Origin of the sequence: Brevibacillus parabrevis (assembly GCF_003710905.1) — a bacterium.
GTDB classification, from domain to species: domain Bacteria; phylum Bacillota; class Bacilli; order Brevibacillales; family Brevibacillaceae; genus Brevibacillus; species Brevibacillus parabrevis.
In genome coordinates this window covers 249,941-272,024 of record NZ_RHHV01000008.1, presented here as the reverse complement: position 1 = coordinate 272,024, position 22,084 = coordinate 249,941, and the positions used below count along the sequence as shown (strand labels likewise).

General features: G+C 53.9%; 19 protein-coding genes and 1 riboswitch. Of the genes, 9 read left to right on the top strand and 10 right to left on the bottom strand.

All coding sequences use genetic code 11. From position 1 onward, the window contains the following. Positions 1-20 precede the first annotated feature (20 nt). Positions 21-134, bottom strand: a riboswitch (SAM riboswitch). Positions 135-230: 96 nt separating this feature from the next. Both EDM60_RS10825 and moaC read right to left on the bottom strand, forming a co-directional pair. Continuing rightward, positions 231-1,511: an MDR family MFS transporter gene (locus EDM60_RS10825; RefSeq protein WP_122963996.1), complete on the bottom strand. Its 1,281-nt coding sequence runs from the start codon at positions 1,509-1,511 to the stop codon at positions 231-233. 3 nt (positions 1,512-1,514) lie between these two features. Beyond that, positions 1,515-1,997: a cyclic pyranopterin monophosphate synthase MoaC gene (gene moaC / locus EDM60_RS10820; protein ID WP_063228098.1), complete on the bottom strand. Its 483-nt coding sequence runs from the start codon at positions 1,995-1,997 to the stop codon at positions 1,515-1,517. A 232-nt stretch (positions 1,998-2,229) separates the two neighbouring features. Here moaC and EDM60_RS10815 point away from each other — a divergent pair, with 232 nt between their 5' ends. From EDM60_RS10815 to EDM60_RS10795, 5 genes are all read left to right on the top strand, one after another. After that, positions 2,230-2,766, top strand: a complete 537-nt coding sequence (locus tag EDM60_RS10815; protein ID WP_122963995.1) for a methylated-DNA--[protein]-cysteine S-methyltransferase — start codon at positions 2,230-2,232, stop codon at positions 2,764-2,766. Continuing rightward, on the top strand, positions 2,759-3,472 hold the full coding sequence (locus tag EDM60_RS10810) for a 2OG-Fe(II) oxygenase (RefSeq protein WP_122963994.1): 714 nt from the start codon (positions 2,759-2,761) through the stop codon (positions 3,470-3,472). Before EDM60_RS10815 ends, EDM60_RS10810 begins: the two co-directional genes overlap by 8 nt. 14 nt (positions 3,473-3,486) lie before the next feature. Further along, complete coding sequence (locus EDM60_RS10805) at positions 3,487-4,305, top strand: SPL family radical SAM protein (protein WP_122963993.1); 819 nt, start codon at positions 3,487-3,489, stop codon at positions 4,303-4,305. A 109-nt stretch (positions 4,306-4,414) separates the two neighbouring features. Continuing rightward, complete coding sequence (locus EDM60_RS10800; protein ID WP_122963992.1) at positions 4,415-5,122, top strand: molybdenum cofactor biosynthesis protein; 708 nt, start codon at positions 4,415-4,417, stop codon at positions 5,120-5,122. Between the two features lie 5 nt (positions 5,123-5,127). After that, positions 5,128-6,153 (top strand): ThiF family adenylyltransferase, encoded by a 1,026-nt coding sequence (locus EDM60_RS10795; RefSeq protein WP_122963991.1) that lies wholly within the window; start codon positions 5,128-5,130, stop codon positions 6,151-6,153. A 35-nt stretch (positions 6,154-6,188) separates the two neighbouring features. Here EDM60_RS10795 and EDM60_RS10790 read toward each other — a convergent pair whose 3' ends face one another. The 3 genes from EDM60_RS10790 to EDM60_RS10780 are packed head-to-tail and all read right to left on the bottom strand — an operon-like array spanning position 6,189 to position 9,774. Then, positions 6,189-7,334: a sensor histidine kinase gene (locus EDM60_RS10790; RefSeq protein WP_122963990.1), complete on the bottom strand. Its 1,146-nt coding sequence runs from the start codon at positions 7,332-7,334 to the stop codon at positions 6,189-6,191. Beyond that, the gene (locus EDM60_RS10785; RefSeq protein ID WP_122963989.1) at positions 7,331-8,005 is read right to left on the bottom strand and encodes a response regulator transcription factor; all 675 of its coding nucleotides are present in this window, start codon (positions 8,003-8,005) and stop codon (positions 7,331-7,333) included. Before EDM60_RS10785 ends, EDM60_RS10790 begins: the two co-directional genes overlap by 4 nt. Further along, on the bottom strand, positions 8,002-9,774 hold the full coding sequence (locus EDM60_RS10780; RefSeq protein ID WP_122963988.1) for an ABC transporter ATP-binding protein: 1,773 nt from the start codon (positions 9,772-9,774) through the stop codon (positions 8,002-8,004). Before EDM60_RS10780 ends, EDM60_RS10785 begins: the two co-directional genes overlap by 4 nt. A 280-nt stretch (positions 9,775-10,054) precedes the next feature. On the opposite strand from EDM60_RS10780, the gene acnA reads away from it, so the two are divergent. Continuing rightward, complete coding sequence (gene acnA / locus EDM60_RS10775) at positions 10,055-12,784, top strand: aconitate hydratase AcnA (RefSeq protein WP_122963987.1); 2,730 nt, start codon at positions 10,055-10,057, stop codon at positions 12,782-12,784. A 225-nt stretch (positions 12,785-13,009) separates the two neighbouring features. Here acnA and EDM60_RS10770 read toward each other — a convergent pair whose 3' ends face one another. Genes EDM60_RS10770 through EDM60_RS10760 form a run of 3 tightly spaced genes read right to left on the bottom strand, consistent with a single transcriptional unit; the run spans position 13,010 to position 17,307 of the window. Next, positions 13,010-14,896: an ABC transporter ATP-binding protein gene (locus tag EDM60_RS10770; RefSeq protein ID WP_279635069.1), complete on the bottom strand. Its 1,887-nt coding sequence runs from the start codon at positions 14,894-14,896 to the stop codon at positions 13,010-13,012. Beyond that, on the bottom strand, positions 14,893-16,623 hold the full coding sequence (locus tag EDM60_RS10765) for an ABC transporter ATP-binding protein (RefSeq protein WP_122963986.1): 1,731 nt from the start codon (positions 16,621-16,623) through the stop codon (positions 14,893-14,895). The genes EDM60_RS10770 and EDM60_RS10765 overlap by 4 nt, the downstream gene beginning before the upstream one ends. Before the next feature lie 36 nt (positions 16,624-16,659). Beyond that, a complete protein-coding gene (locus tag EDM60_RS10760) occupies positions 16,660-17,307 on the bottom strand; it encodes a TetR/AcrR family transcriptional regulator (RefSeq protein WP_122964072.1) in 648 nt (215 codons plus the stop codon). Between the two features lie 152 nt (positions 17,308-17,459). On the opposite strand from EDM60_RS10760, the gene EDM60_RS10755 reads away from it, so the two are divergent. From EDM60_RS10755 to EDM60_RS10745, 3 genes are all read left to right on the top strand, one after another. Beyond that, positions 17,460-17,783, top strand: coding sequence for a DUF3892 domain-containing protein (locus EDM60_RS10755; protein ID WP_122963985.1), 324 nt, complete (start codon positions 17,460-17,462; stop codon positions 17,781-17,783). Positions 17,784-17,928: 145 nt separating this feature from the next. After that, positions 17,929-19,110 (top strand): alanine racemase, encoded by a 1,182-nt coding sequence (gene alr, locus EDM60_RS10750; RefSeq protein WP_122964071.1) that lies wholly within the window; start codon positions 17,929-17,931, stop codon positions 19,108-19,110. 122 nt (positions 19,111-19,232) lie between these two features. Beyond that, a complete protein-coding gene (locus EDM60_RS10745) occupies positions 19,233-20,834 on the top strand; it encodes an alkaline phosphatase family protein (RefSeq protein WP_122963984.1) in 1,602 nt (533 codons plus the stop codon). Between the two features lie 14 nt (positions 20,835-20,848). Here the strand turns inward: EDM60_RS10745 and EDM60_RS10740 are convergent, their stop codons facing one another. Beyond that, on the bottom strand, positions 20,849-21,322 hold the full coding sequence (locus EDM60_RS10740) for a DUF4188 domain-containing protein (RefSeq protein WP_122963983.1): 474 nt from the start codon (positions 21,320-21,322) through the stop codon (positions 20,849-20,851). Between the two features lie 10 nt (positions 21,323-21,332). Then, positions 21,333-21,971 carry a TetR/AcrR family transcriptional regulator gene (locus tag EDM60_RS10735; protein ID WP_122963982.1) on the bottom strand — a complete coding sequence of 213 codons (639 nt, stop codon included), beginning with the start codon at positions 21,969-21,971 and terminating at the stop codon, positions 21,333-21,335. Positions 21,972-22,084 lie beyond the last annotated feature (113 nt).

Here is a 22,084-nt window from a genome sequence, read left to right as displayed (position 1 = left end):
GGGAGATCAGCTTGGTCACGTCCTTATCTGTCAGGAATACTCCTGCTGGAATTGGCACAGCATCTGCATCGCTACACGCGCAGATCCGCTGCCGGGCTTCATAGGGCCAGTCCCTCCGCCTCTCTTCATAAGTAAATCACACGGAATATACTGTTTTTAATCTTCTTCATACTACATTGCCTGCTCTCGGCGTGTCAAGATGCTTCCCCGCAGGCGCTCGCCTTTTTTCGCTACATCTTTTCTGCGGTTGGCACAGCCACCTTTTGACGGCGATTCAAAAACGTTGTGTGGAAGGCGAAAAACGCCACGGACAAGAGCGCAAGCCCTGCCATGATGTACAAAAGCCCTTGCGCCTGAAAGTGCTGGAAAATGATCGCGCCGAGCAACGGTCCGAGCATCCGCCCTGCCGAGCCTGTTCCCGCGATCAGCCCTTGAATAAAGCCTTCCCGTCCTGCTGGCGTAATTTGTGCGGCTACGGCAGGAACGGCTGGCCAGACGAGCATTTCGCCCAACGTCATGATAAACATCGCGGCGACGAAGCCCGCATAGGAGGTCGACTGCGACAAAATCAGCATCGACAAGGCAAAGACGTAGGAGCCGAGCAGCATTTGCGCTTTCAGCGTGCGGGCAAAGCGGCGAATGACCCAGGCGATCAGCGGTTGACCAAACAGGATCAAGCCGCCGTTCAACGTCCACAGCAAGCTGTACTGGCGCAAGGAGATGCCCAAAGATTGCATGTAGGTCGACAACACCGTCGTCCATTGCACGTACACAATCCAGCTGATCAGCAAGCCGCTGCACAAAAACAGCAAGGCTCCCCAAACCACTTTTCGCGTTGGCTGAAGCTCTCCTGCGCCATGTGCGCCAAGCTGTTCGTCAGCATCGGTCTTGCTCGTGTCCGACTCGCCCGCTGGCGAAGCAGGCAGTGGCCGATTCTCCGCCGCTTTCAGATGGCGCGGCAAAAAGATCACGAAGATGGCGAGAACGATCATTTGCGTGAGTGCGTTCCCGAAAAAGGTCCAGGAAAACGATACGCTCGCCAAAAGTCCGCCCAGCGCCGAGCCTGCCGCCACTCCCGCATTCAACGCGACGTAAATCATGTTGATTCCTTTGCGCCCGCCTTCCGGCCACAAAACGACCGCCAGCGCGTTCATGACAGGAGACAGCGTTCCGTAGAACAGCCCGTTTAACAGCAGCAGGATCGTATACACGGTAAAATCGTGCGTAAGTCCAAGACCGATTGTAATCAAAATAATGCCGACAGAGCCGATTATGATCGTCCGCATTCTTCCCCAGCGGTCAAACAGCATGCCACCCGTGATGCTTCCGATCAAAAACGCGCCCTGGTTCAATAACAGCAAAAAACCCGCTACAGGCAGCGGCTTCCCCAAGTAATCGTGAATGTAAATCGTGACGAGCGGCCATATACATGCCATACCCGTAGAAAAAATGATGGCAGCAACCGCCAGAAGACGAATGCTGCTCGGATAGGATTCCCATTTCTGTCTCATGATCTAGTTCTCTCCCCGACGAAAATCGCCGTTCTTCCCGCCTGATTTGCTCAACAGACAGGTCGGCCCGATGACCATGCCTTTGTCCATCGCCTTGCACATGTCGTACACCGTAAGAGCAGCAACGCTTACCGCTGTCAAAGCTTCCATCTCGACGCCTGTTTTTCCGGTCGTCCGCACGCTTGCTTCCAGGCCCAGCGTCGTCTCGTTTTCAAAAGTGAAGCGAATATCAATCCCGGTCAAGGAAAGCGGATGGCACATCGGAATGATGTCCCACGTCTTTTTCGCAGCCATGACTCCCGCTACTTGCGCGACTGCCAGCACATCCCCCTTCTCTACCCGCCCTTCGCGAATACGCTGAAGCGTCTCGGGCTTCATGACGATTTTGCTTTCCGCTACGGCCTCCCGTTTGGTGATGTCTTTTTCCGAAACATCCACCATACGCGCACGGTTTTGTTCATTAAAATGCGTCAGTTGATCACTCATGTTCCTGTTCGTCCTCCATTTGTACGATCCCGTAACCCGCTTGCAACTTTGCTTCTTCTACCTTACTCCCGCCGCTTGTGAAAAGCAATGGGAACACCGCGAGATTTGTCTTTGGCAAATCATGTCGCACCGCTTTCACTATCTTGCTGATTTATTGCCGAAAACGTACGGAATCGCGAAAACAAAGGTATACTGTGCGTACATTGGCAACTGTTAAGGAGGCGCAAACAAAATGAACAAAAATCAGCACATATACTGGGCAAAAGTAGAACATGGCGAGTGGAGTCTGCACATCGCAGCAACAGAGAAGGGACTTGCTTTCGTCGGCTCCAATCACCACCCCATTGACGAATTGGCACAATGGGCAGCGCGGCGCAAACCCCGATACGCTCTCGTCCAGGATGCGGCTCGGCTGGCTCCGTACGCCAAAGAGATCATCGAGTATTTGCAGGGAGAACGCCAGCAGTTTTCAGTCGCCCACGATCTGTCGGGCACTCCTTTTCAACAAGCGGTTTGGCAGGCGTTGCAGCAAATTCCGTACGGACAGACGGCCTCTTACTCCGACATTGCTGCCCATATCAACAACAGCGCGGCTGTCCGGGCAGTGGGCGCAGCGATTGGCGCCAATCCGTTGTTGTTGACAATTCCGTGCCATCGGGTGGTCGGAAAAGACGGGAAGCTTACAGGCTATCGCGGCGGCCTCCCCATGAAAACAGAGCTGCTCAAGCTGGAGAAAACGAGCGTGAAACGGAGCGCTGTCCATGTCTGACACGTTGGCGAATCGAATCGACGCGCAAAGCTGGGAGCAGATCGTTCATGAGTTGGATGCACAAGGCTACGCCACTCTCCCGTGCCTATTAAAGGAAGAAGAATGTCAGGAGTTGATCACAGGCTACTCCGCTGACTCGCTTTTTCGCAAAACAATCCAGATGGAGCGCTACCGCTTTGGCAGCGGCGAATATCGCTACTATCAGGCTCCGCTGCCGCCGCTCGTCCAACAGCTCAGGGCAAGCTTGTATCCCCGGCTGGCTCCAGTAGCCAATCATTGGGGGCAACTGCTCGGACATACGGCTGCTTTCCCTGCGGCTCTGACTGATTTTCTCGATCATTGTCACCAGCACGGACAGACCAGGCCGACGCCGCTGATTTTAAAATACGAAGCAGGCGGCTACAATTGTCTGCATCAGGATATGTACGGAGAGCTGTTTTTTCCGTTTCAGGTTGTGTTTGTCTTAAATCAGCAGGAAAAAGACTTTTCCGGCGGGGAATTTCTCCTGACAGAGCAACGGCCACGCGCGCAAAGCAGAGGTCATGTGATAACCTTGGAACAAGGGGCGGGATTGATTTTCCCCACCTCCTACCGCCCTGTAGCCGGGACACGCGGCTACTACAAAACGACGATGCGTCACGGAGTCAGCACGATCACGACAGGCACGCGGTACAGCCTGGGCATCATTTTCCACGACGCTACGTAAAAGAAGGGATTAGCTTGAAAAGCACGCTCTTTTACAAACAACCGAAGTCGCTCCTGAATAAAGGCAGCGGCTTTCTCGCAGATTACACGCATTCGCTCAACCCGTATACAGGCTGTTCGTTCGCCTGTTCTTACTGTTACGTGCGGCAAATGCCTGTCTCGCTGTTTCGCGGTTTGGACTGGGGCACGTGGGTCGACGTCAAAACCGAAGCAGCCACGCTGCTTGCCAAAGAGCTGAGCAAAGCAAAGGCAAAAGGCAAGGTCACGATTTTCATGTCGTCGAGCACAGACCCTTATCAGCCTGCGGAGTACCGGGAAAAAGTGACACGCTCGCTGTTGGAAGTCATGGCGGACAATCCACCCGACTTTTTGCTCGTTCAGACGCGCAGTCCGCTGGTCACACGCGATATCGATTTGCTCGTTCAACTCGGAGAGCGTGTACGGGTCAGCATGACGGTGGAAACCGACCGGGAGGATATGCGCAAGCTGTTTTCGCCGCAGGCCCCGCCGATTGCGGCTCGGCTGAAAGCGTTGGAGCGACTGGCTGCCGCTGGCGTCCCGACCCAGGCGACGATCGCTCCGGCCTTGCCGAGCACGGAAGCGTTTCCCGACTTGCTGCGGCCGCTGGTCACGCGCGTCTGTTTGGACGACTTTTATATGGGAGACGGCAGCGGCGGCAAACGGACGAGCAAAAACGGCATCCCCGCCCTGTTCAGCGAAGCGGGACTAGAGGAATGGGCGGGACCTTCCGCGTATCGGATCGTCTACGAGCGGCTGTTGCGTGTCTTCGCCCCTGACGAAGTCAAAATCAGCCAGGAGGGATTCGCCCCCTAGCCCTTTTAGCGTGCACCTTGCAGCCCTTCGCTCATTGGCATCTCTCTCCGATTGTGATATCGTCAAGCCATAGAGAACTGTCATTTACAAGCGGAAGTGAGGAATTGCCTTGACGATTACCGTATTCTTGTTTGCCGGACTGGCCGAACGCGCCAATGCCCGCGACATCCAATTGACTTTGCCAGAAAACGCTACTGTACACGATCTGCTGCAAGCAATCCGGGAAGAGTACCCTGTCCTCGCCCCGCTGCTCGGCAGCAGTTTTGTTTCCATTAATCACGAATACGCCCAGCCTGATCGCGTCATTTCCGCTCAGGATGAGATCGCTCTTTTGCCTCCAGTCAGCGGCGGTGAAGAAGTGCCCTTTTTTGCCGTTACCCGGGAAAAGCTCTCGGCGGACAAGCTGGTCAGCCTCGTGAGCAACCCGCACGCAGGCGCGATTCTCACCTTTGTCGGGACGGTGCGCGAATTTACGCACGGACAGCGCACGGTCTACCTGTCCTATGAAGCGTACGAGCCGATGGCAGTGGAAAAAATGAAGCAGGTCGCGGACGAGATCAAGGAACGCTGGCCTGGCGCGACCGTCGCGATGCATCATCGCATCGGAGACTTGGCTGTAGAGGAAATCGCAGTCGTCGTCGCCGTCGCTACTGCGCACCGCAACGAGTCTTTTGAAGCAGGGCGCTACGCCATCGAACGACTGAAGCAAATCGTTCCGATCTGGAAAAAAGAAATGTGGGAAGACGGCAGCGAATGGAAAGGCCACCAGCAAGGCCCGTGGAATCCGCTTGCCTCCGAGTACGGAAAGGAGGAGTAGTCGCTTTGGATACACGCTATTCCCGTCAAATCCTGTTTCATCCGATCGGACGCAGCGGGCAGGAGAAGCTCGGACAAAGCCGTGTGGCGATCGTCGGCATGGGGGCGCTTGGCACCGTGCTGTCGAATCATCTGGTTCGCGCCGGAGTAGGCTTTGTCCGCCTGATCGACCGCGACTTCGTGGAGCCGAGCAACTTGCAGCGGCAGATGCTCTACGACGAGACAGATGCCGCCGAGCATTTGCCAAAAGCGATTGCAGCCCACGCCAAGCTGTCGAACATCAATTCATCCGTCGTCATCGAACCGATTGTCGCCGATCTGTCCGCCTATAACGCCGAGGAATTGCTTTCTGACGTCGATCTGGTGCTGGATGCGACAGACAACTTCCAGGTGCGCTATCTGGTCAACGACGTCTGCGTCAAGCACGGCATTCCGTGGGTGTACGGCGGTGCTGTCAGTGCGACGGGCACGTTTACCACGATCCGTCCCGGCATCACGCCATGTTTGCGCTGTTTGTTCCCGGAAGCTCCCAACCCGGGCGAAATGCCCACTTGCGATACAGCGGGCGTCATCGGCCCGATCATTCATATCGTAGCTTCGTATCAAGCTACCGAAGCGTTCAAGCTGTTGGTCGGCGCAACAGACGACCTCAACTTGAATCTGGAGCATTTTGAAATCTGGCAAAACCGCCACCAGCAAATCAAAGTGGCGAATGCCCGCCGCAGCGATTGCCCAACCTGCGGCAAGCACGAGTACACCTTTTTGCAGCCCGAATCACAGGACGGACAGGCAGTCTCTCTCTGTGGCCGAGACACGGTGCAAATCTCGCCGGGAGCTGCTGTCTCGCTCGATTTGGACGCTCTCGCAGCACGGCTCGCTCCACTGGGCCGAATTGAGCAAAACAAATTCCTGCTCCGCTTCCACGTCGATGCATACACCCTCGTCGCCTTCCCGGACGGGCGCGTACTCGTGCAAGGAACGGATGAGGTCAGCGTAGCAAGATCGCTGCACGCCAAATACATCGGGGCGTAATGCCACGACAAAAAGACCTTGAGAATGTATGGCTCTCAAGGTCTTTTTCTTTTTCGATGCTGTTCCTCGGCGCCAGGCTGCCCATCTGTTTGAGCGTCCGCCTGCTCGCTCGGCCATGCTACTGTAAAAGTCGTTCCTTTTCCCGGCTCGCTCTCCACGGAAATGGTCGCCTCGTGCATCTCCACAATTTTTTTGACGATGGACAGTCCAAGACCGCTTCCGCCTGTTGTGCGATTGCGCGACTTGTCTTCCTTAAAAAACCGCTCAAAAATGCGTTCGAGATTTTCTTTGGCGATGCCGATCCCCGTATCGGAAATGCGCACCTGTACAGCGCCCTGCTGCTCGTGCAGTGCGACGCGAATCTGCCCGCCCGGCTCGGTGAACTTGATGCTGTTGGCAAGCAGATTGTTCCACACCTGGCTCATCATGTCCTCGTCAGCCACGATGTACACCTTTTCCAGATCAAGCTCCATTTCAATTTCTTTGTCCAGCCATTGCGGCTCGCAAGCCAAAATGATTTGTTGCAACTGCTGATCGAGACGATAGCGCTTGCGTTCAAACGGGTGATGCTTGCCCTCCAGCGAGGTCAGCTTCAACAAGTTGTCGCTGATTTTGGACAAGCGGTTGCTTTCCGTTTCGATGATCTCCAAGTAATGTTGACGCTCTTCGGCGCTCAGGCTGTCGTTTTGCAGGGCGCGGGCGAAGCCGCGAATCGAAGTCAGCGGCGACTGGATTTCATGCGAGACATTGGAAATGAACTCTTGGCGCATGTTCTCCATTTCCTGCAATTGCTCCGCCATGTGATTGATGCCCGCCACGAGTTGCCCCCACTCCCGCTCCACTTTGAAATCCAGATTCACGTTGAAATCTCCTTTGGCAATCCGTCTTAACGCATCGATCAGCAATTGAAACAGCTCCAGATGTCGCGGACGGACAAAGCGAGAAATCACAGACGCTATGAGAATAAACAAAACGAAGCTGAGGAAAGAGCTGACTACTGCTCGAATAAATTCGCTCTGCGTAAGTCCGGCATAGTGGAAAACGAAACCGGTCGCCCAATACGCCCCAGCCCCGCAGGCGATGAGCAAAGCCACCAGCCCGACCAGAAACAGCAGTTTCAGAACGATAAACTTGCGACTGGAATGGGACAAATGGTTCGGCATTTGTTTTGGCTGTTTCATTTGTCCAGCTCCAGTCGATAACCGAGGCCACGGACGGTGCGGATGCGAAAGCCGTACTCCCCTTCCGGAAAACGCTCGCGCAGCCGATTGATGTGCACGTCGACGGTGCGTTCGTTGCCTTCAAAATCGTAGCCCCAGATTTGCTCGATCAACTGCTCGCGCGGAATCGTCTGCCCCGGATAGCTCGCCAGCTTGAACAACAGTTCAAACTCTTTCAACGGAATCGTCCACGCCTTGTCCTGACACGCAATCTCGAACGTCTTGCGATCCAACTGCAAAAGCCCTGCCTGTACTTTGTGGGAGGCGGCGATTTTGTAGCGCTTGAGCAGCGCTTTTACCCGCACAGCCAGTTCTGCCGGCTCAAACGGCTTGACGAGATAATCGTCCGTTCCGAGTTCGAAGCCTTTGACTTTTTGTGCCGTCTCTCCTTTGGCCGTCAGCATGAGCAGCGGGGTATCGTAATGCTCACGCAATTGTCGGCACAGCTCCCAGCCGTCCATCTGCGGCATCATAATATCGAGGATGACCAGATCGGCACCGGGCGATTCCATTTTTTTCAGCGCCTCGACGCCATTTTCCGCTTCCACGACCTCGAAGCCCTCGTTGCGCAAAAAGACGCGGACAAGCTCACGAATGTGCGGATCATCGTCCACTACCATAATTTTCGTCATGTCGCCTGCACCTTCTCCTTCATCAGCAATTGCTGGCTAGCCAGCTCCTTGTACATGTCGTGCGATTCAAACAGTTGTTCGTGCGTTCCCATTCCGGTTATTTTGCCTTTTTCCAGGAAGATGATCTGATCCGCGTCCACCACGGTAGACAGTCGGTGGGCAATCACGAGAGTCGTGCGCCCCTTCATCAAGTTTTGCAATGCTTGCTGAACGATGATTTCCGACTTGCTGTCGAGGCTTGAGGTCGCTTCATCCAGCATCAAAATTTGCGGATCGCGCAGCAGGGCGCGGGCAATCCCGATGCGTTGGCGCTGTCCTCCCGACAGCTTGACGCCTCGCTCTCCTACTTGAGTGTCGTAGCCATCAGGCAATTCGTCAATAAACTGGTCCGCGTACGCCATCGCCGCCGCTTGTTTCAGTTCTGCTTCGCTAATCGGGCGGGAAATGCCGTAGCAAATATTTTCCCGGATCGTCCCTGCAATCAAAGGGCTTTCCTGGGAGACGTAGCCGATCTTGCTGCGCCATGATGCCAGCGAAAACGTATCGATCGGATCATGTCCCAAGCGAATTTCGCCTTCTGCTGGCTGATAAAACCGTTCCAGCAAGGCGAACAGCGTCGTTTTGCCGCTTCCGCTCGGCCCGACAATCGCCGTCACTTTTCCCGCCGAAATCGTGAAGCTGACCTGATCGAGAATGCGCTCCCCGTTTTCGTAGGCAAAGCCCACTTTGTCCAGCTGGATCGGCAGCGCTGCATTTTCCAGTGTGCGACCTGTCTCGTGATCTTCCTCCGGTTCCTCCAATGTAGCTATGATTCGCTCTGTTGCGCCCATTGCCTTTTGCAGTTGGGTAAAAAATTGGGTAAACTGCCCCAGCGGCATGATGATCTGAACGAGGTACAAAATAAACGCGACAAGTTCGCCAGCGCTCAGAGCACCAGTCGCAACGCGCATCCCGCCGTAGCCCATGATCACGACGAGCAACACCATCAAAACGAACGAGATCAACGGCCCGATCATCGCCTGCACGCGGCCTTCTTTCAGCCCGTAACGGAACAGGTTGCCAATCCCCCGGCTTCCGGCTGCGTACTCATGCGGCTCGGCGTTTTGCGCCTTGACCAGCCGCACCTCGGACAAGACTTGATTCATGACCGTGGTAAAGCTCGCTGTCTCATCTTGCAGCCCTTTGGAGATTTTGTACATTTGCCGGCCTAACGGGACGAGAATCGCGATGGACAGCGGGACGGCGATCAGCATCGTCAGCGTCATTTGCCAATCGAGGTACAACAGCGTTGCCACCGATCCGATGATGGCGATAATTCCGGTAAAAAAGTTGGCGAGGTGCTCGCTGATCAGTCCTCTGACAACCCCGGTGTCGTTCGTCATCCGGCTGATCGTTTCTCCCGTGCGATGGTTGTCATAATAAGCGACGGGCAGGACGAGCAGTTTTTTCCACAAGCGCTCACGCAGCGCAGCCACAATGCTCTGGCCGACGTGATTCAACAAGTAAATGGACAAGCCGCTGGCAATGGCTTGCGCGACGAAAGCAATCATCAACAGCGCAATTTGCCCCTGGCTGATCGTCGAAAGGGTGAAGCTGTCGACGAGGTCTTTCGTAAACATCGGAATGACCAGACTGACCACAGTCGTCGCGATGCTCATAAACAAGGCGATGCCGAGCTTCATTTTGGACGGCTTCGTTGCCTTGATGAGTTGATAAAAAGGTCGCCAATTTCCCAATCCGGGTCGTTGGTTGGTCGTTTGTTCTTTCATATAGCTGACTCCTCTGCTTGTTTTTCGTGACAAGTGATACGATAACGGATGAATGTAAACGAAATATAAACGGGATAATACATGAAGTCTGGATATTTTTCCTTCATTAAATACAACGGGAAACATACCGGTTTGTTTTTTCTCCCATCATTTTTGTATATAAATGATGAATTTGGGGTAGAAGCCGGGAAACAAATCGAGTATAATAAGTTCGTAATAAGGAAACGAAACTGCGTTTCACCAGATGAAACCCCAAGTTACAATAGGGAGGTTGTATACATTGGCTAAACAAGATGCTTACAAAGTGAAATCTTCCCTGCAAGTAGGCGACAAGTCTTTCGCGTACTATCGCCTGCAAGGATTGGAAGAACAAGGACTCGGCGATGTTTCCAAACTGCCGTTCTCCATTAAAGTTTTGCTTGAGGCTGCTGTACGTCAGTTCGATGGCCGTGCGATCACCAAAGAACACGTACAACAACTGGCGACCTGGACAAAAGGCCGCGACGAAAACCAAGAAGTACCACTCATGCCAGCTCGTATCGTCCTGCAAGACTTCACAGGCGTACCTGCTGTCGTTGACTTGGCAGCGATGCGTATCGCGATGAAGCGCGCTGGTGGAGATCCAAAACGAATCAACCCGCTCGTGCCTGTTGATCTCGTAATCGACCACTCCGTAATGGTTGACGATTTCGGTAATGCAGCAGCTCTGGACAACAACATGAAGCTCGAATTTGAACGCAACCAAGAGCGCTACCGTTTCCTGCGTTGGGCGCAAACAGCGTTTGACAACTTCCGTGCTGTTCCTCCAGCTACTGGTATCGTTCACCAAGTAAACCTGGAGTACTTGGCAACTGTTATCGCTACTCGCGAAGTAGATGGCGAACTCGTTGCTTTCCCTGACTCTCTGGTAGGTACTGACTCCCACACCACTATGATCAACGGTCTTGGTGTTCTTGGTTGGGGTGTCGGTGGTATCGAGGCAGAAGCAGGAATGCTCGGTCAACCTCTGTACTTCGTAACACCAGAAGTTGTCGGCTTCAAACTGACTGGCACCCTGAATGCTGGTGCAACAGCAACTGACCTCGCCCTGACTGTTACGCAAATGCTGCGTAAAAAAGGTGTGGTAGGTAAATTCGTGGAGTTCTACGGCCCTGGCCTGTCCAACATCTCGCTGGCTGACCGCGCTACCGTAGCAAACATGGCTCCTGAGTACGGCGCTACAATGGGCTTCTTCCCTGTAGATGCGGAGACACTCAACTACATGCGTCAAACTGGTCGTGAAGAAGACCTGATCTCTCTGGTAGAAACTTACACCAAAGCACAAGGTCTGTTCCGTACCGACGACACTCCAGACCCAGTCTTCTCCGAAACATTGGAACTGGATTTGTCCACTGTCGTACCAAGCTTGGCTGGTCCAAAACGCCCGCAAGACCGCGTAGAGCTGACTGCTATGAAGGAATCCTTCAACAACAGCCTCCGTACGCCAATCGACAAAGGCGGATTTGGTCTTTCCGAAGAGAAAATCGCAGCAAGCGCACCAGTTGCTTATCCAAACGGTGAAACCGCTACGCTGAAAACAGGTGCTGTCGTGATCGCAGCGATTACTTCCTGTACCAATACATCAAATCCTAGCGTAATGCTGGGTGCAGGTATCCTGGCGAAAAAAGCAGTGGAAAAAGGTTTGAAAAAGCCTCCTTTCGTGAAAAGCTCCCTGGCTCCAGGTTCCCGCGTCGTAACGCAATACCTGACTGACGCTGGTCTGATTGATTCTTTGGATGCGATCGGATTCAACGTAGTCGGCTACGGTTGCACCACTTGCATCGGTAACTCCGGTCCATTGCCGGAAGAAACCAGCAAAGCAATCGCTGACGAAGACCTGACAGTAGCAGCTGTTCTGTCCGGTAACCGTAACTTCGAAGGACGTATCCATGCACAGGTAAAAGCGAACTACCTCGCTTCTCCTCCATTGGTTATCGCCTACGCACTGGCTGGTACTGTAGACATCGACCTGACTACAGAACCAATCGGTACTGGCAAAGACGGAGAGCCTGTTTACCTGAAAGACATCTGGCCAACTCCACAAGAAATCTCGGAAGCAATGGGCAAAGCAATGAACCCAGACCTGTTCCGTGCCGAGTACGGCCAAGTGTTCACACAAAACGAAGCTTGGAACAAAATCGACGTTCCAACTGGCGATCTGTACGAGTGGGACGAAAAATCCACCTACATCCAAGAACCGCCATTCTTCAAAGACCTTGCTGGCGAAATCGCAGCGATCGCAGACATCAAAGCAGCGAACACCATCGCTCTGTTCGGTGACTCTGTGACAACTGACCACATCTCCCCAGCTGGTAACATCTCGCCAACCAGCCCTGCAGGTATTTATCTGCAAGCAAATGGCGTAGAGCGCAAAGACTTCAACTCCTACGGCGCTCGTCGTGGTAGCCACGATGTCATGATGCGCGGTACGTTTGCCAACATCCGTATCCGCAACCAAGTGGCTCCTGGCACTGAGGGCGGCGTAACGAAATACTTGCCATCCGGCGAAGTTATGTCCATCTACGATGCTTCCATGAAGTATCAAGCAGACGGCACTCCACTCGTTGTACTGGCTGGTAAAGAGTACGGTACTGGTTCTTCCCGTGACTGGGCAGCAAAAGGTACTTTCCTCTTGGGCATCAAAGCGGTTATCGCTGAGAGCTTCGAGCGTATCCACCGTGCGAACCTCGTAGGTATGGGCGTTCTGCCTCTGCAATTCGCTGACGGCCAAAGCTGGAAGTCCCTGGGCATCGACGGCACTGAGTCCTTCAGCATCCTGGGTCTCTCCGACGAAGTTCAGCCAGGCCAACGCGTAAAAGTAGAAGCAACCAAACAAGACGGCAGCAAGTTCGAGTTCGAAGTAATCGTTCGTCTCGACTCCATGGTAGACGTAGACTACTACCGCAACGGTGGTATTCTGCAAACCGTTCTTCGCCAGCTGCTGGACGAAGGCAAACCAGTAAACGCGTAAGTTTTCGCGACACAAATAAGTTCGTAACAGCACCCACCCAAAAAAGCAGGCCCCGGAGTTTTCGGCGGCCTGCTTTTTCGTGTTCTGGAGCACGTACAAAAACCACCACAAAAAGTCTGTGGTGGTTACTGATTTACTACTCTACTGGCGTTTGGTTTGGAAAGAAAGCAGTTCAAGTGTCACGGAGCTTTGCCAGCGGAGGCTGGGAAGAATCCCGCACTTTTATTAGCTTACCTGCGGCTCGCTGTCTTGCGAAAACTGGCTGTTGTACAAATCGGCGTAGAAACCGCCCTGCGCCAGCAGTTCTGCGTGATTCCCCTGCTCGATCACCGTGCCCTTGTTCATGACGAGAATCATATCGGCATCGCGGATCGTCGACAGGCGATGGGCGATCACAAAGCTCGTTCGTCCTTCCATCAGACCAGCCATCGCTTTTTGAATCAACAGCTCTGTCCGGGTATCGACGCTGCTCGTCGCCTCATCGAGAATCAAAATCGCCGGATCGGCGAGGAACGCCCTGGCAATCGTCAGAAGCTGCTTTTGTCCTTGCGAGATATTCGATGCTTCCTCATTCAGCATCGTCTCGTATCCTTCCGGCAGTGTCCGCACAAAATGGTCGGCATGTGCTGCTTTCGCCGCCTCGATGATCTCGGCGTCGCTTGCCCCCGCCCGTCCGTAGGCGATATTTTCCTTGATCGTTCCGTTAAACAGCCACGTGTCCTGCAGCACCATGCCAAACTGGCTCCGCAGCTCGCCCCGCGGCAAATCGCGGATGTCGTGTCCGTCAATCGTAATGCGTCCGCCATCAAGCTCGTAGAAGCGCATGAGCAAATTGACCAAAGTAGTCTTGCCAGCCCCGGTCGGTCCGACGATCGCCACCGTCATGCCTGGCTGTACATCGATGTTCATATCCGTGATCAGCGGTTCCGCTTCCTTGTAGCCAAACGACACGTGTTCGAACTGCACATGCCCCTGCGAACGGACAGCGACAGCTTCCGAGCGCTCATCTGCCGACTCCTCTTCTGCGTCCAGCACTTCAAAAACGCGTTCGGCAGCGACAAGCGTTGACTGGATGATGTTCGCAATGTTGGCCGTTTGGGTAATCGGCTGGGAAAACTGCTGGGCGTACTGGATGAACGCCTGCACATCCCCGATCGTGATACTGCCGCGAGTCACGAGCACGCCTCCGACTACACAGACAAGCACAAATCCGATATTGCCGACAAACATCATCAAAGGCATCATGATCCCGGCAAGAAACTGCGCCTTCCAGCCTGATTGATACAGCTTTTCGTTAATCGCATCGAACTTCTCGATCGCGCTTTTTTCCCGGCCAAACGCTTTGACGATTTTATGCCCTGTGTACATTTCTTCCACGTGACCGTTCAGTTCGCCGAGCGCTTGCTGCTGTCCTTTGAAATGCGGCATCGAGCGGGAAGCCACCAGTTTGATCACAACGACGCTAAGCGGCAAGGTCAGCATCAAAATCACTGTCATCAGCGGACTGATCGTCAGCATCATGACGACTACCCCCACCAGCGTGATGATCGACGTGATCGTCTGCGTCAAGCTTTGCTGCAACGTCCCGCTGATCGTATCCACATCGTTGACGACCCGGCTCATGATCTCGCCATGCGTGCGCTCGTCAAAGTATTTCAGCGGCAGCCGCGCCAGCTTTTCATTTACTTCTTTGCGCAAAGCATACACGGTCTTTTGCGCGACAGAAGCCATCACGTATTGCTGAATATAGGCAAACAGAGACGAAAACAAATACAGCCCGATCAGCGTCACGATAATTTGCCAGATCGCAGAAAAATCGAACGTCGCCCCAGGTACTCCCTTTACCTTGCCCATGAACCCTTCGAAAATCGTAGTCGTTGCATTCCCCAGCAGCTTCGGACTGAGAATGCCGAAAATCGTACTGAGTGCAGCGGTCAAAAAGACGATGAACAGCTGGAAGCGATACGGCTTCAAATAGCCGAGCAAGCGGCGCAGCGTCCCTTTGAAATCTTTTGCCTTCTGACCAGGCATTGTCAGCATTCCAGGCCCGCCGAAGCCCATCGGCCTTTGCCCGCCTGGCCCTTGGGGAGGTCGTTGTTGATTTTCCTTCATGCGAGTTCCTCCTCTGTCAGTTGGGATGTGACAATCTCCTGGTAGATGCTACAGGTAGCAAGCAGCTCGCGGTGTGTGCCGCTCCCCGCCACTCTGCCTTCCTCCAGCACGATGATTTGGTCAGCGTCCATCACCGTGTTGACCCGCTGTGCCACGATGATGACCGTCGCCTCCTGCGTTTCGCTTTTCAAGGCAGCTCTCAGCTTGGCATCTGTTTTGAAATCAAGCGCCGAAAAGCTGTCGTCAAAAATGTAGACGCCCGGCTGGCGAACGAGCGCCCGGGCAATCGAAAGCCGCTGCTTTTGCCCGCCGGACAAATTGGCTCCGCCCTGCGAGAGCACCGTATCCAATCCGTCCGGCATGTTCTCGATAAAGTCTGTGGCTTGGGCAATGTCCAGTGCGTGCCGGATTTCCTCTGTTGTCGCCTCTTCTTTTCCGTAACGAATATTGTCCGCAATCGTCCCGGTGAACAGCAGAGCCTTTTGCGGCACGAAGCCAATATTTGTCCGCAGCTCGCTTTGCGGCCAGTCGCGCACATCCATGCCGCCTACTTGAACACACCCGCTCTCGACATCGTAAAAGCGCGGGATCAGGCTGGCAAGCGTGCTTTTCCCCGAACCGGTTCCCCCGATCACGGCCGTCACCTGTCCACGCCGGGCCACGAAAGAAATGTCGGAGAGGGCGGGCTTTTCTGCGCCTGGATAGCGGAACGTCACTTGGTCAAAAACGACGTCTCCCCCTGCGCTTGCTTTCCCTACACTTGCCTGCTCGCGGTCGACGATGACCGGCTCAGTCGAGAGCACGTCGTGAATCCGCGCCGCTGAAGCGGAAGCTCTCGGCACCATGCTGAACATCACCGACGCCATCATCAAGGAAAACAAAATTTGCATCGCATACTGCAAAAAGGCCATCAAATCGCCTACTTGCATATGGCCCGTGCTAATCCGCAATCCGCCAAACCAGATGATCGCAATCGAAGTGGCATTCATCATCAGCATCATGACAGGCATCATCCCAGCCATGATCTGGTTGGCTCTGATCGCTGTCGCAGTCAAATCTTCGTTCGCGCGATTGAAGCGTCCCCGCTCGTGCTCAATCCGATTGAAAGCCCGCACGACGCGGATGCCTGTCAACGACTCGCGCAGCACGAGATTGAGCTTGTCGATTTTGCCTTGCATGGCTTTGAAATACGGAATCCCTTTCGAGCCGATCCCGAAAATCGCCAGGACCAAAATCGGAATCGCCACAATGATGACGATGGACAGCTCCGCGTCTTTGGACAAAGCCATGATGATCCCGCCGATGCACATCATCGGAGCCATGACCATCATCCGCAACATCATGTTCAGCACCTGCTGGACTTGGGCAATGTCATTGGTCGTTCTCGTGATCAGCGAAGCGGTCCCGTGCTTGTCGAACTCCTCCAGCGAGAACCGTTCAATATGACTGAACACGCTGCTGCGTATCCGCATCCCGAAACCGGAAGCAGAACGGGATGCCATGTAGCTGGCCGCGACAGACAAAACTGCAGCGCCTGCCGAGACAAGCAGCATGAAGCCGCCCGTTGTCCATATATAAGCCGTATTTTCCTTCACGATCCCTTCGTTGACGATATGTGACATCAACGTCGGGAGATACAAGTTCGCAATCGACTGAAGCAACATAAACAACATCGTCAGAAAGACCATCTGACGGTATGGCCGTAAATAACGCAATAATTTCAGCAAAAAAATCCTCCTTTTGTCCTTCAGCTACATGCGCGGTTAAGGCCGGAGCATGGAGACGCACGATTCAGTTGCCGCTTCAATCTCATCCGTGAGCAACGCCTTGATTTGTTCCATATCATGTCCGTCCGCGCGCAAGTTCTTCTTTTTCCGGTGCAAATAACCCATCGCGTGCATCATCGCTCCCCAAAACTGCTCCGCGAGCAACTCCGGCGACATTTGACGCACATCGCCTGCCTCCATCCCTTGGCGGAGCGCATCTACCATGACTTGCAAATTGTTGTCGCGCCACATCAGCCCACGCAGTTCTTCCCCCGTAAACAGCTCACGCAAATCATGGCGCATGCGAAAAAAGAACATGACATGCAAAGAGCGTTCAAACAAATTGTGGAACATGACGAGGGCAAACTGTTTGCACAGTTCTACCGCTGTCCCTTCCTGCGAAAAATGATAGCGGGTATGCTTGTTGGAGAGCTGAAACATATGCGCAAACAAATCGCGAAACAACGAGCGCTTGTCTTTGTAGTAGTAATACACCAATCCTCTGGCTACTCCGGCATGCTCAGCCACATCCTTGATATCTGCGGCTGCGTAGCCCTTTTCCACATAAACAGCAAGAGCGCCCTGCATGATCGCTTCCTTTCGCTGGGCGCGAATTTCTTCGTTCTGCTCCTTTGAGCGAGGCACGAGCTGCTCCCCCCTTTTTTCATTGACTTTCGTGTCAGTCAAAATATAATCCTGTTAGCAGCGACTGTCAATAGGTGAAAATCGTCGCTGTAAAACGAATGCATGTTCTCTTCCCGCTTGAGCCACCCTTATAGGGAAGGAGGGATACGATCATGAGCGAGCAAAACTTCGAACAAATTTATGCGGAATACAAAGCGGCAGGCGAGCAACAGGCTTTGCGCGAAAGCGACCAGGGCTACCTCCCGTCTGCTGCGGGCAAAGAGCAAATTGTTGCCGTGCGCAAAAATGACGATGGCGATTTGATCGCCTTCAAAACAAACTCGGGAAGGGAGCTGGATTACCTCACCGCTTTGCAGGAGGCCAAGGCGGGGAACCTGGCGCATGTGGACGTGTTTCACAAGTACGGACGGGATATTTTGCGCAGCGAGCCTGACGGCATCAAGGAAAACAACCTGGACAACCTCCCAGCTTTTTAAGTCGCCACACCCTGTACAGGCCATTGATCCGATGGCCTGCTTTTATTTGCTTCGCGAAAAGCAGGCCACGCCTAAGCAGCAGGGGCAGCGAATATTTATGGAAAAAGCAGGATTTCTCATTTCACCAAATGGGGAGGAACATACTGTGAAACAGTTGTTTCGAGAAACGTGGATCGAAGTCAATCTCGATGCGATCAAGAAAAATATTCGGGCGTTCCGTCGCTATATTCCCAAGCAGACGAAAATCATGGCGGTGGTCAAGGCGAACGCTTACGGACATGGTTCGGTAGGCGTTGCCCGCCACGCTCTGCAGTACGGAGCAACCTCTCTTGCTGTCGCGATCATCGAGGAAGGCATTGTCCTGCGCCAGGCGGGAATCACCGCCCCGATCCTTGTGCTTGGATTCACCCCGCTCTCACGCGTCAAGGAAGCACTCGCCTGGAATATCGAGCTATCCGCCTTCCAGGTAGACTGGATCAAAGAAGCGCAAAAAATCGTCCGCGCATCCGATTTCAGCGGCCGCCTGAACATTCACGTCAATATGGACACAGGGATGGGACGTCTTGGCGTACGGACAAAGAAAAATCTGCTCTCCGTCGTAAAAGCATTGGAGGCCAGCCCGGACTTGCACTGGAATGGCATTTTCACCCATTTTTCCACCGCCGATGAAGCCGACCACACCTTGACCAAGCTACAGCACGAGCTATTCGTCAATGGCCTGCGCTATTTGGAGCAACACGGGTTCAAGCTCCCGACCGTACACATGTGCAACACAGCCGCCGCCATCGCCTATCCGGATTACAGCGCAGATATGATTCGCCTCGGCATCGGCATGTACGGACTGTATCCGTCCGCTTACATTCGCAGCCTGAATCGCATCAGGCTCGTGCCCGCGCTCAGTTTGAAGTCGCGTTTTTCGTATGTGAAAACGATGCTGTCGGAACCGTACACGATCAGCTATGGAGCGACGTACATAGCGAAAAAAGGCGAAGTCATCGGAACGATTCCCATCGGTTATGCCGACGGCTACTCGCGCGCTTTGTCGAACCGCGGGTTTGTGTTGTACAAAGGCAAGCGCATGCCCATTGCCGGGCGCGTGACGATGGATCAGCTGATGGTCAGTCTCGGTGAGCGAAAAGCGAAGCAAGGCGAGGAAATCGTCCTGTACGGCAAGCAAGAAGGCGGAGAAATTACCGTGGATGAAATCGCGGAAATGCTCGGAACGATCAACTACGAAGTCGTGGCTACTTTAAGCAACCGCATCCCGCGCTTGTTTTTGGTCAAAGGAGAAGTCGTGGAAATCACGCATTTGCTGCCAAAAGGATAACCGCTTGCCCACTCCCCTGTACGAACAGCACCCGCTGTCAGCAGGGGAGTTTTTTCGCATAGATTAGCCGCCAGCAACAAAACATAAGAGAATCTTGCCATGGAAAGGATTGGATTGAACCCATGAAGTCACGATGGACCTGCGCCATTCTTGCCTTTTTGCTGCTCAGCCTGCCCCTTTTCGGCTGCAAGGCTGGTGAACCATTTCAGCTCCAGGAGAAAAAGGGGCCAGCCCCGCTTTCTGACGACGGCTCGGTTCAGGCGCATAAGCCAGTCGTGGTCATCCTGATCGATTCGTTAATGGACAAGCCCCTGCAAGAAGCCATCCGCCAAGGCCGCGCTCCTGCCCTGGCTTTTTTGCAGGCAAAAGGACACTATTTCCCGCGCATCGTCAGTTCTTTTCCCACGATGTCTGTCACCATCGACAGCACGCTGCTCACAGGAAGCTACGCCGATCGCCACCACATCCCCGGACTTTCCTGGTACAGCGAAGCGGAAAACCGGATGATTTACTACGGATACGGCCCGAAAGAAGCGCTGAAAATCGACCAGCCGCAAGTGCTGCTCGATGCCATTCAGCAATTGAACCAAACCCAGTTGAGCAAAGACACAAAAACGCTCCACGAAGAACTCGCGGACCTGGGCAAAGACTCTGCTTCCATCAATGCGATTGTCTGGCGCGGAAAAACAGCCCATACCTTGAAAATCCCCCATCTGATCGAGGTGGCCGCTCAACTTCCCGGCGAGCTTTCGGTTACGGGACCGACATTCATGTCCTACGCCGCCTTTGCCCAACTCGATCCGAATCAAAAGCGGCACACGCGAATCTGGCGCAAATACGGCATGAACGATGAGTTCTCTGCGCAGGAAACCGCCTTTTTGATCGATCATAGCCGACTGCCTCCGCTGACCATTGCCTACTTGCCGGAAAATGACGCAGAGGTCCACAAAAAGGGGCCAGCGACGATAGACGGGATTGAAAATGCGGACAAGGCGCTGCAAAGTCTGCTTGATACTTTTGGATCGTGGGACCAGGCGGTCGAGGAAGTGCGTTGGATCGTCATGGGAGACAGCGCACAAAGCGCGGTAAAAGCGGATCGGCAAGCCGCTATTATCGACCTGCGCAGCTTGCTCGCGCCTTTTCTCATCCCCCCGATCAGCCGTCCTCCGCAAGCGAATGACCAGGTCGTCATCGCCGCCAATGAACGGATGGCGTATGTGTACGCCCTTGATCCAAAACTCTCCCTCTCTGCGCTCGTCACTCAGCTTCAGCGCGAGCCGAGGCTCGATATCATCGCGCGCAAAGAAGGATCGTCCATCGTCGTCTCCGCTGGCGGAAGCGATGGCAAACGCCGGGTGACGTACAAGCCAGGCGGGCCTTTTCAAGATGAGTACGGGCAGTCGTGGAGCTTGCAGGGTGACGCGAGCGTGCTCGATATCAAGCGGGCAAAAAAGCGCATCACGTACGGAAAATACCCCGACGTGCTTGCCAGGCTGAACGGTGCCCTGAACTCCCATCCTGGGCGCTACGTGGTTGTCACCGCCCAGCCTGGCTACGAGCTGGCGACAGAAAGCTCTCCTGCCCATCTGGGAGGTGCTGCACACGGCTCGCTGCATGAAGTCGATTCACTCGTCCCGCTCTTGGTCACCGGGACGGATAGCCGACCGAAAACGAACCGCATCGTCGATCTCAAAGAATGGCTGCTTCGTCTCGTAAACGAATAGGCTTGCCGACGCGCTTATTCTTTGTTGATTCGCTGTCGGGCTGATTCCCGCTTGCCTGTGGCGGGAACCAGCTCTCCCACTTCTCCCAGGCCAAAAGCAGGCATATTGACGTACACGCACTCGTAGTTCCCTGCTTCCACCAGATACGTCTCGTGATAAATCCCTACCGAGCCATCCGTCCCTACCGCCTGATTGAATTTTCGCCACGCTGTCAGGTGAAGGGGCGCATGCCGCGCATACTTTTCCAAATGCTCAAACGACCGCCAATATTGAATCTGCGTAATCGTCCGCATGTTGACGCTGGAGCGGCTGCCCAAAAACCCGAGTTCGGGATTTTGATACAGTTCCTGCATCATCCCGCCCATCGCCTTCGCCACCGGAACCCATTTGTGCACAGCCAGCAGCTGGTTGATTCGCATACCGATAATGAACACCACATAAGACCCATCCACTTTTGCCGTATACCGCCCTGGCATTACGTTTGCCATCTGCAATCCCCTACCTTGTCAACGTTTTGAGATGAAGCTCATAGTAAGCCATGAAATCATCAGAATGAAACAAATGCGCCGACAAATACGCTCCGTAAAACATCGAGAATAACAAAACGACTGCCTCTTCGTTGCTGACATGAGCAACCAACTGTCCGTCTTCGCGCGCTTCCTGCACACACTGCTCAAAAATCTGGTGCATGTTCTTGCCGCCGATTTCAGCTCGCTGCGCCGCTTCGACATCGGGGAACAGCAAGGACAGTTCCGCCTCCGACAGTGCCGGAACGCACGGATGCATCTTTTGCTCGGCGAGAAAGCTGATCAGGCTGAGCATGATTCCAGGCTGCTTTTCCGCATATTCCGCTACCATGGAAAAAGCGTGGCGCACGGCGGCAAAGCCTCGCTTCCCGTTGTCTGCCAGCTCTTTGTAACACCGCACCTGCCAAATGCTCATAAAATAAATCAGCAGCTCTTCTTTTTGCGGGAAAAATTTGAAAAAGGTCACCTTGGAGACTTCTGCCTGCGCGCATATGTCATCCACAAGCACGCTGCGGAATGTGCCTTCGTTGATCAGCGCAAGCGCTGCCTCCAGCAAGGCGAGCTTCGTCTTCGCTTTCTTTTTCTCACGCAACGAAATCGTTTCAGCCATTGTTTCCTTCCCTTCCAGTTACACCCAAGACTAGGATAGCACTTAAGTTAACTTTAGTAAAGTTTTATATTAGAGTAAACAAAACTCAAAATCGCTTGCTGATTTCTCCTCCC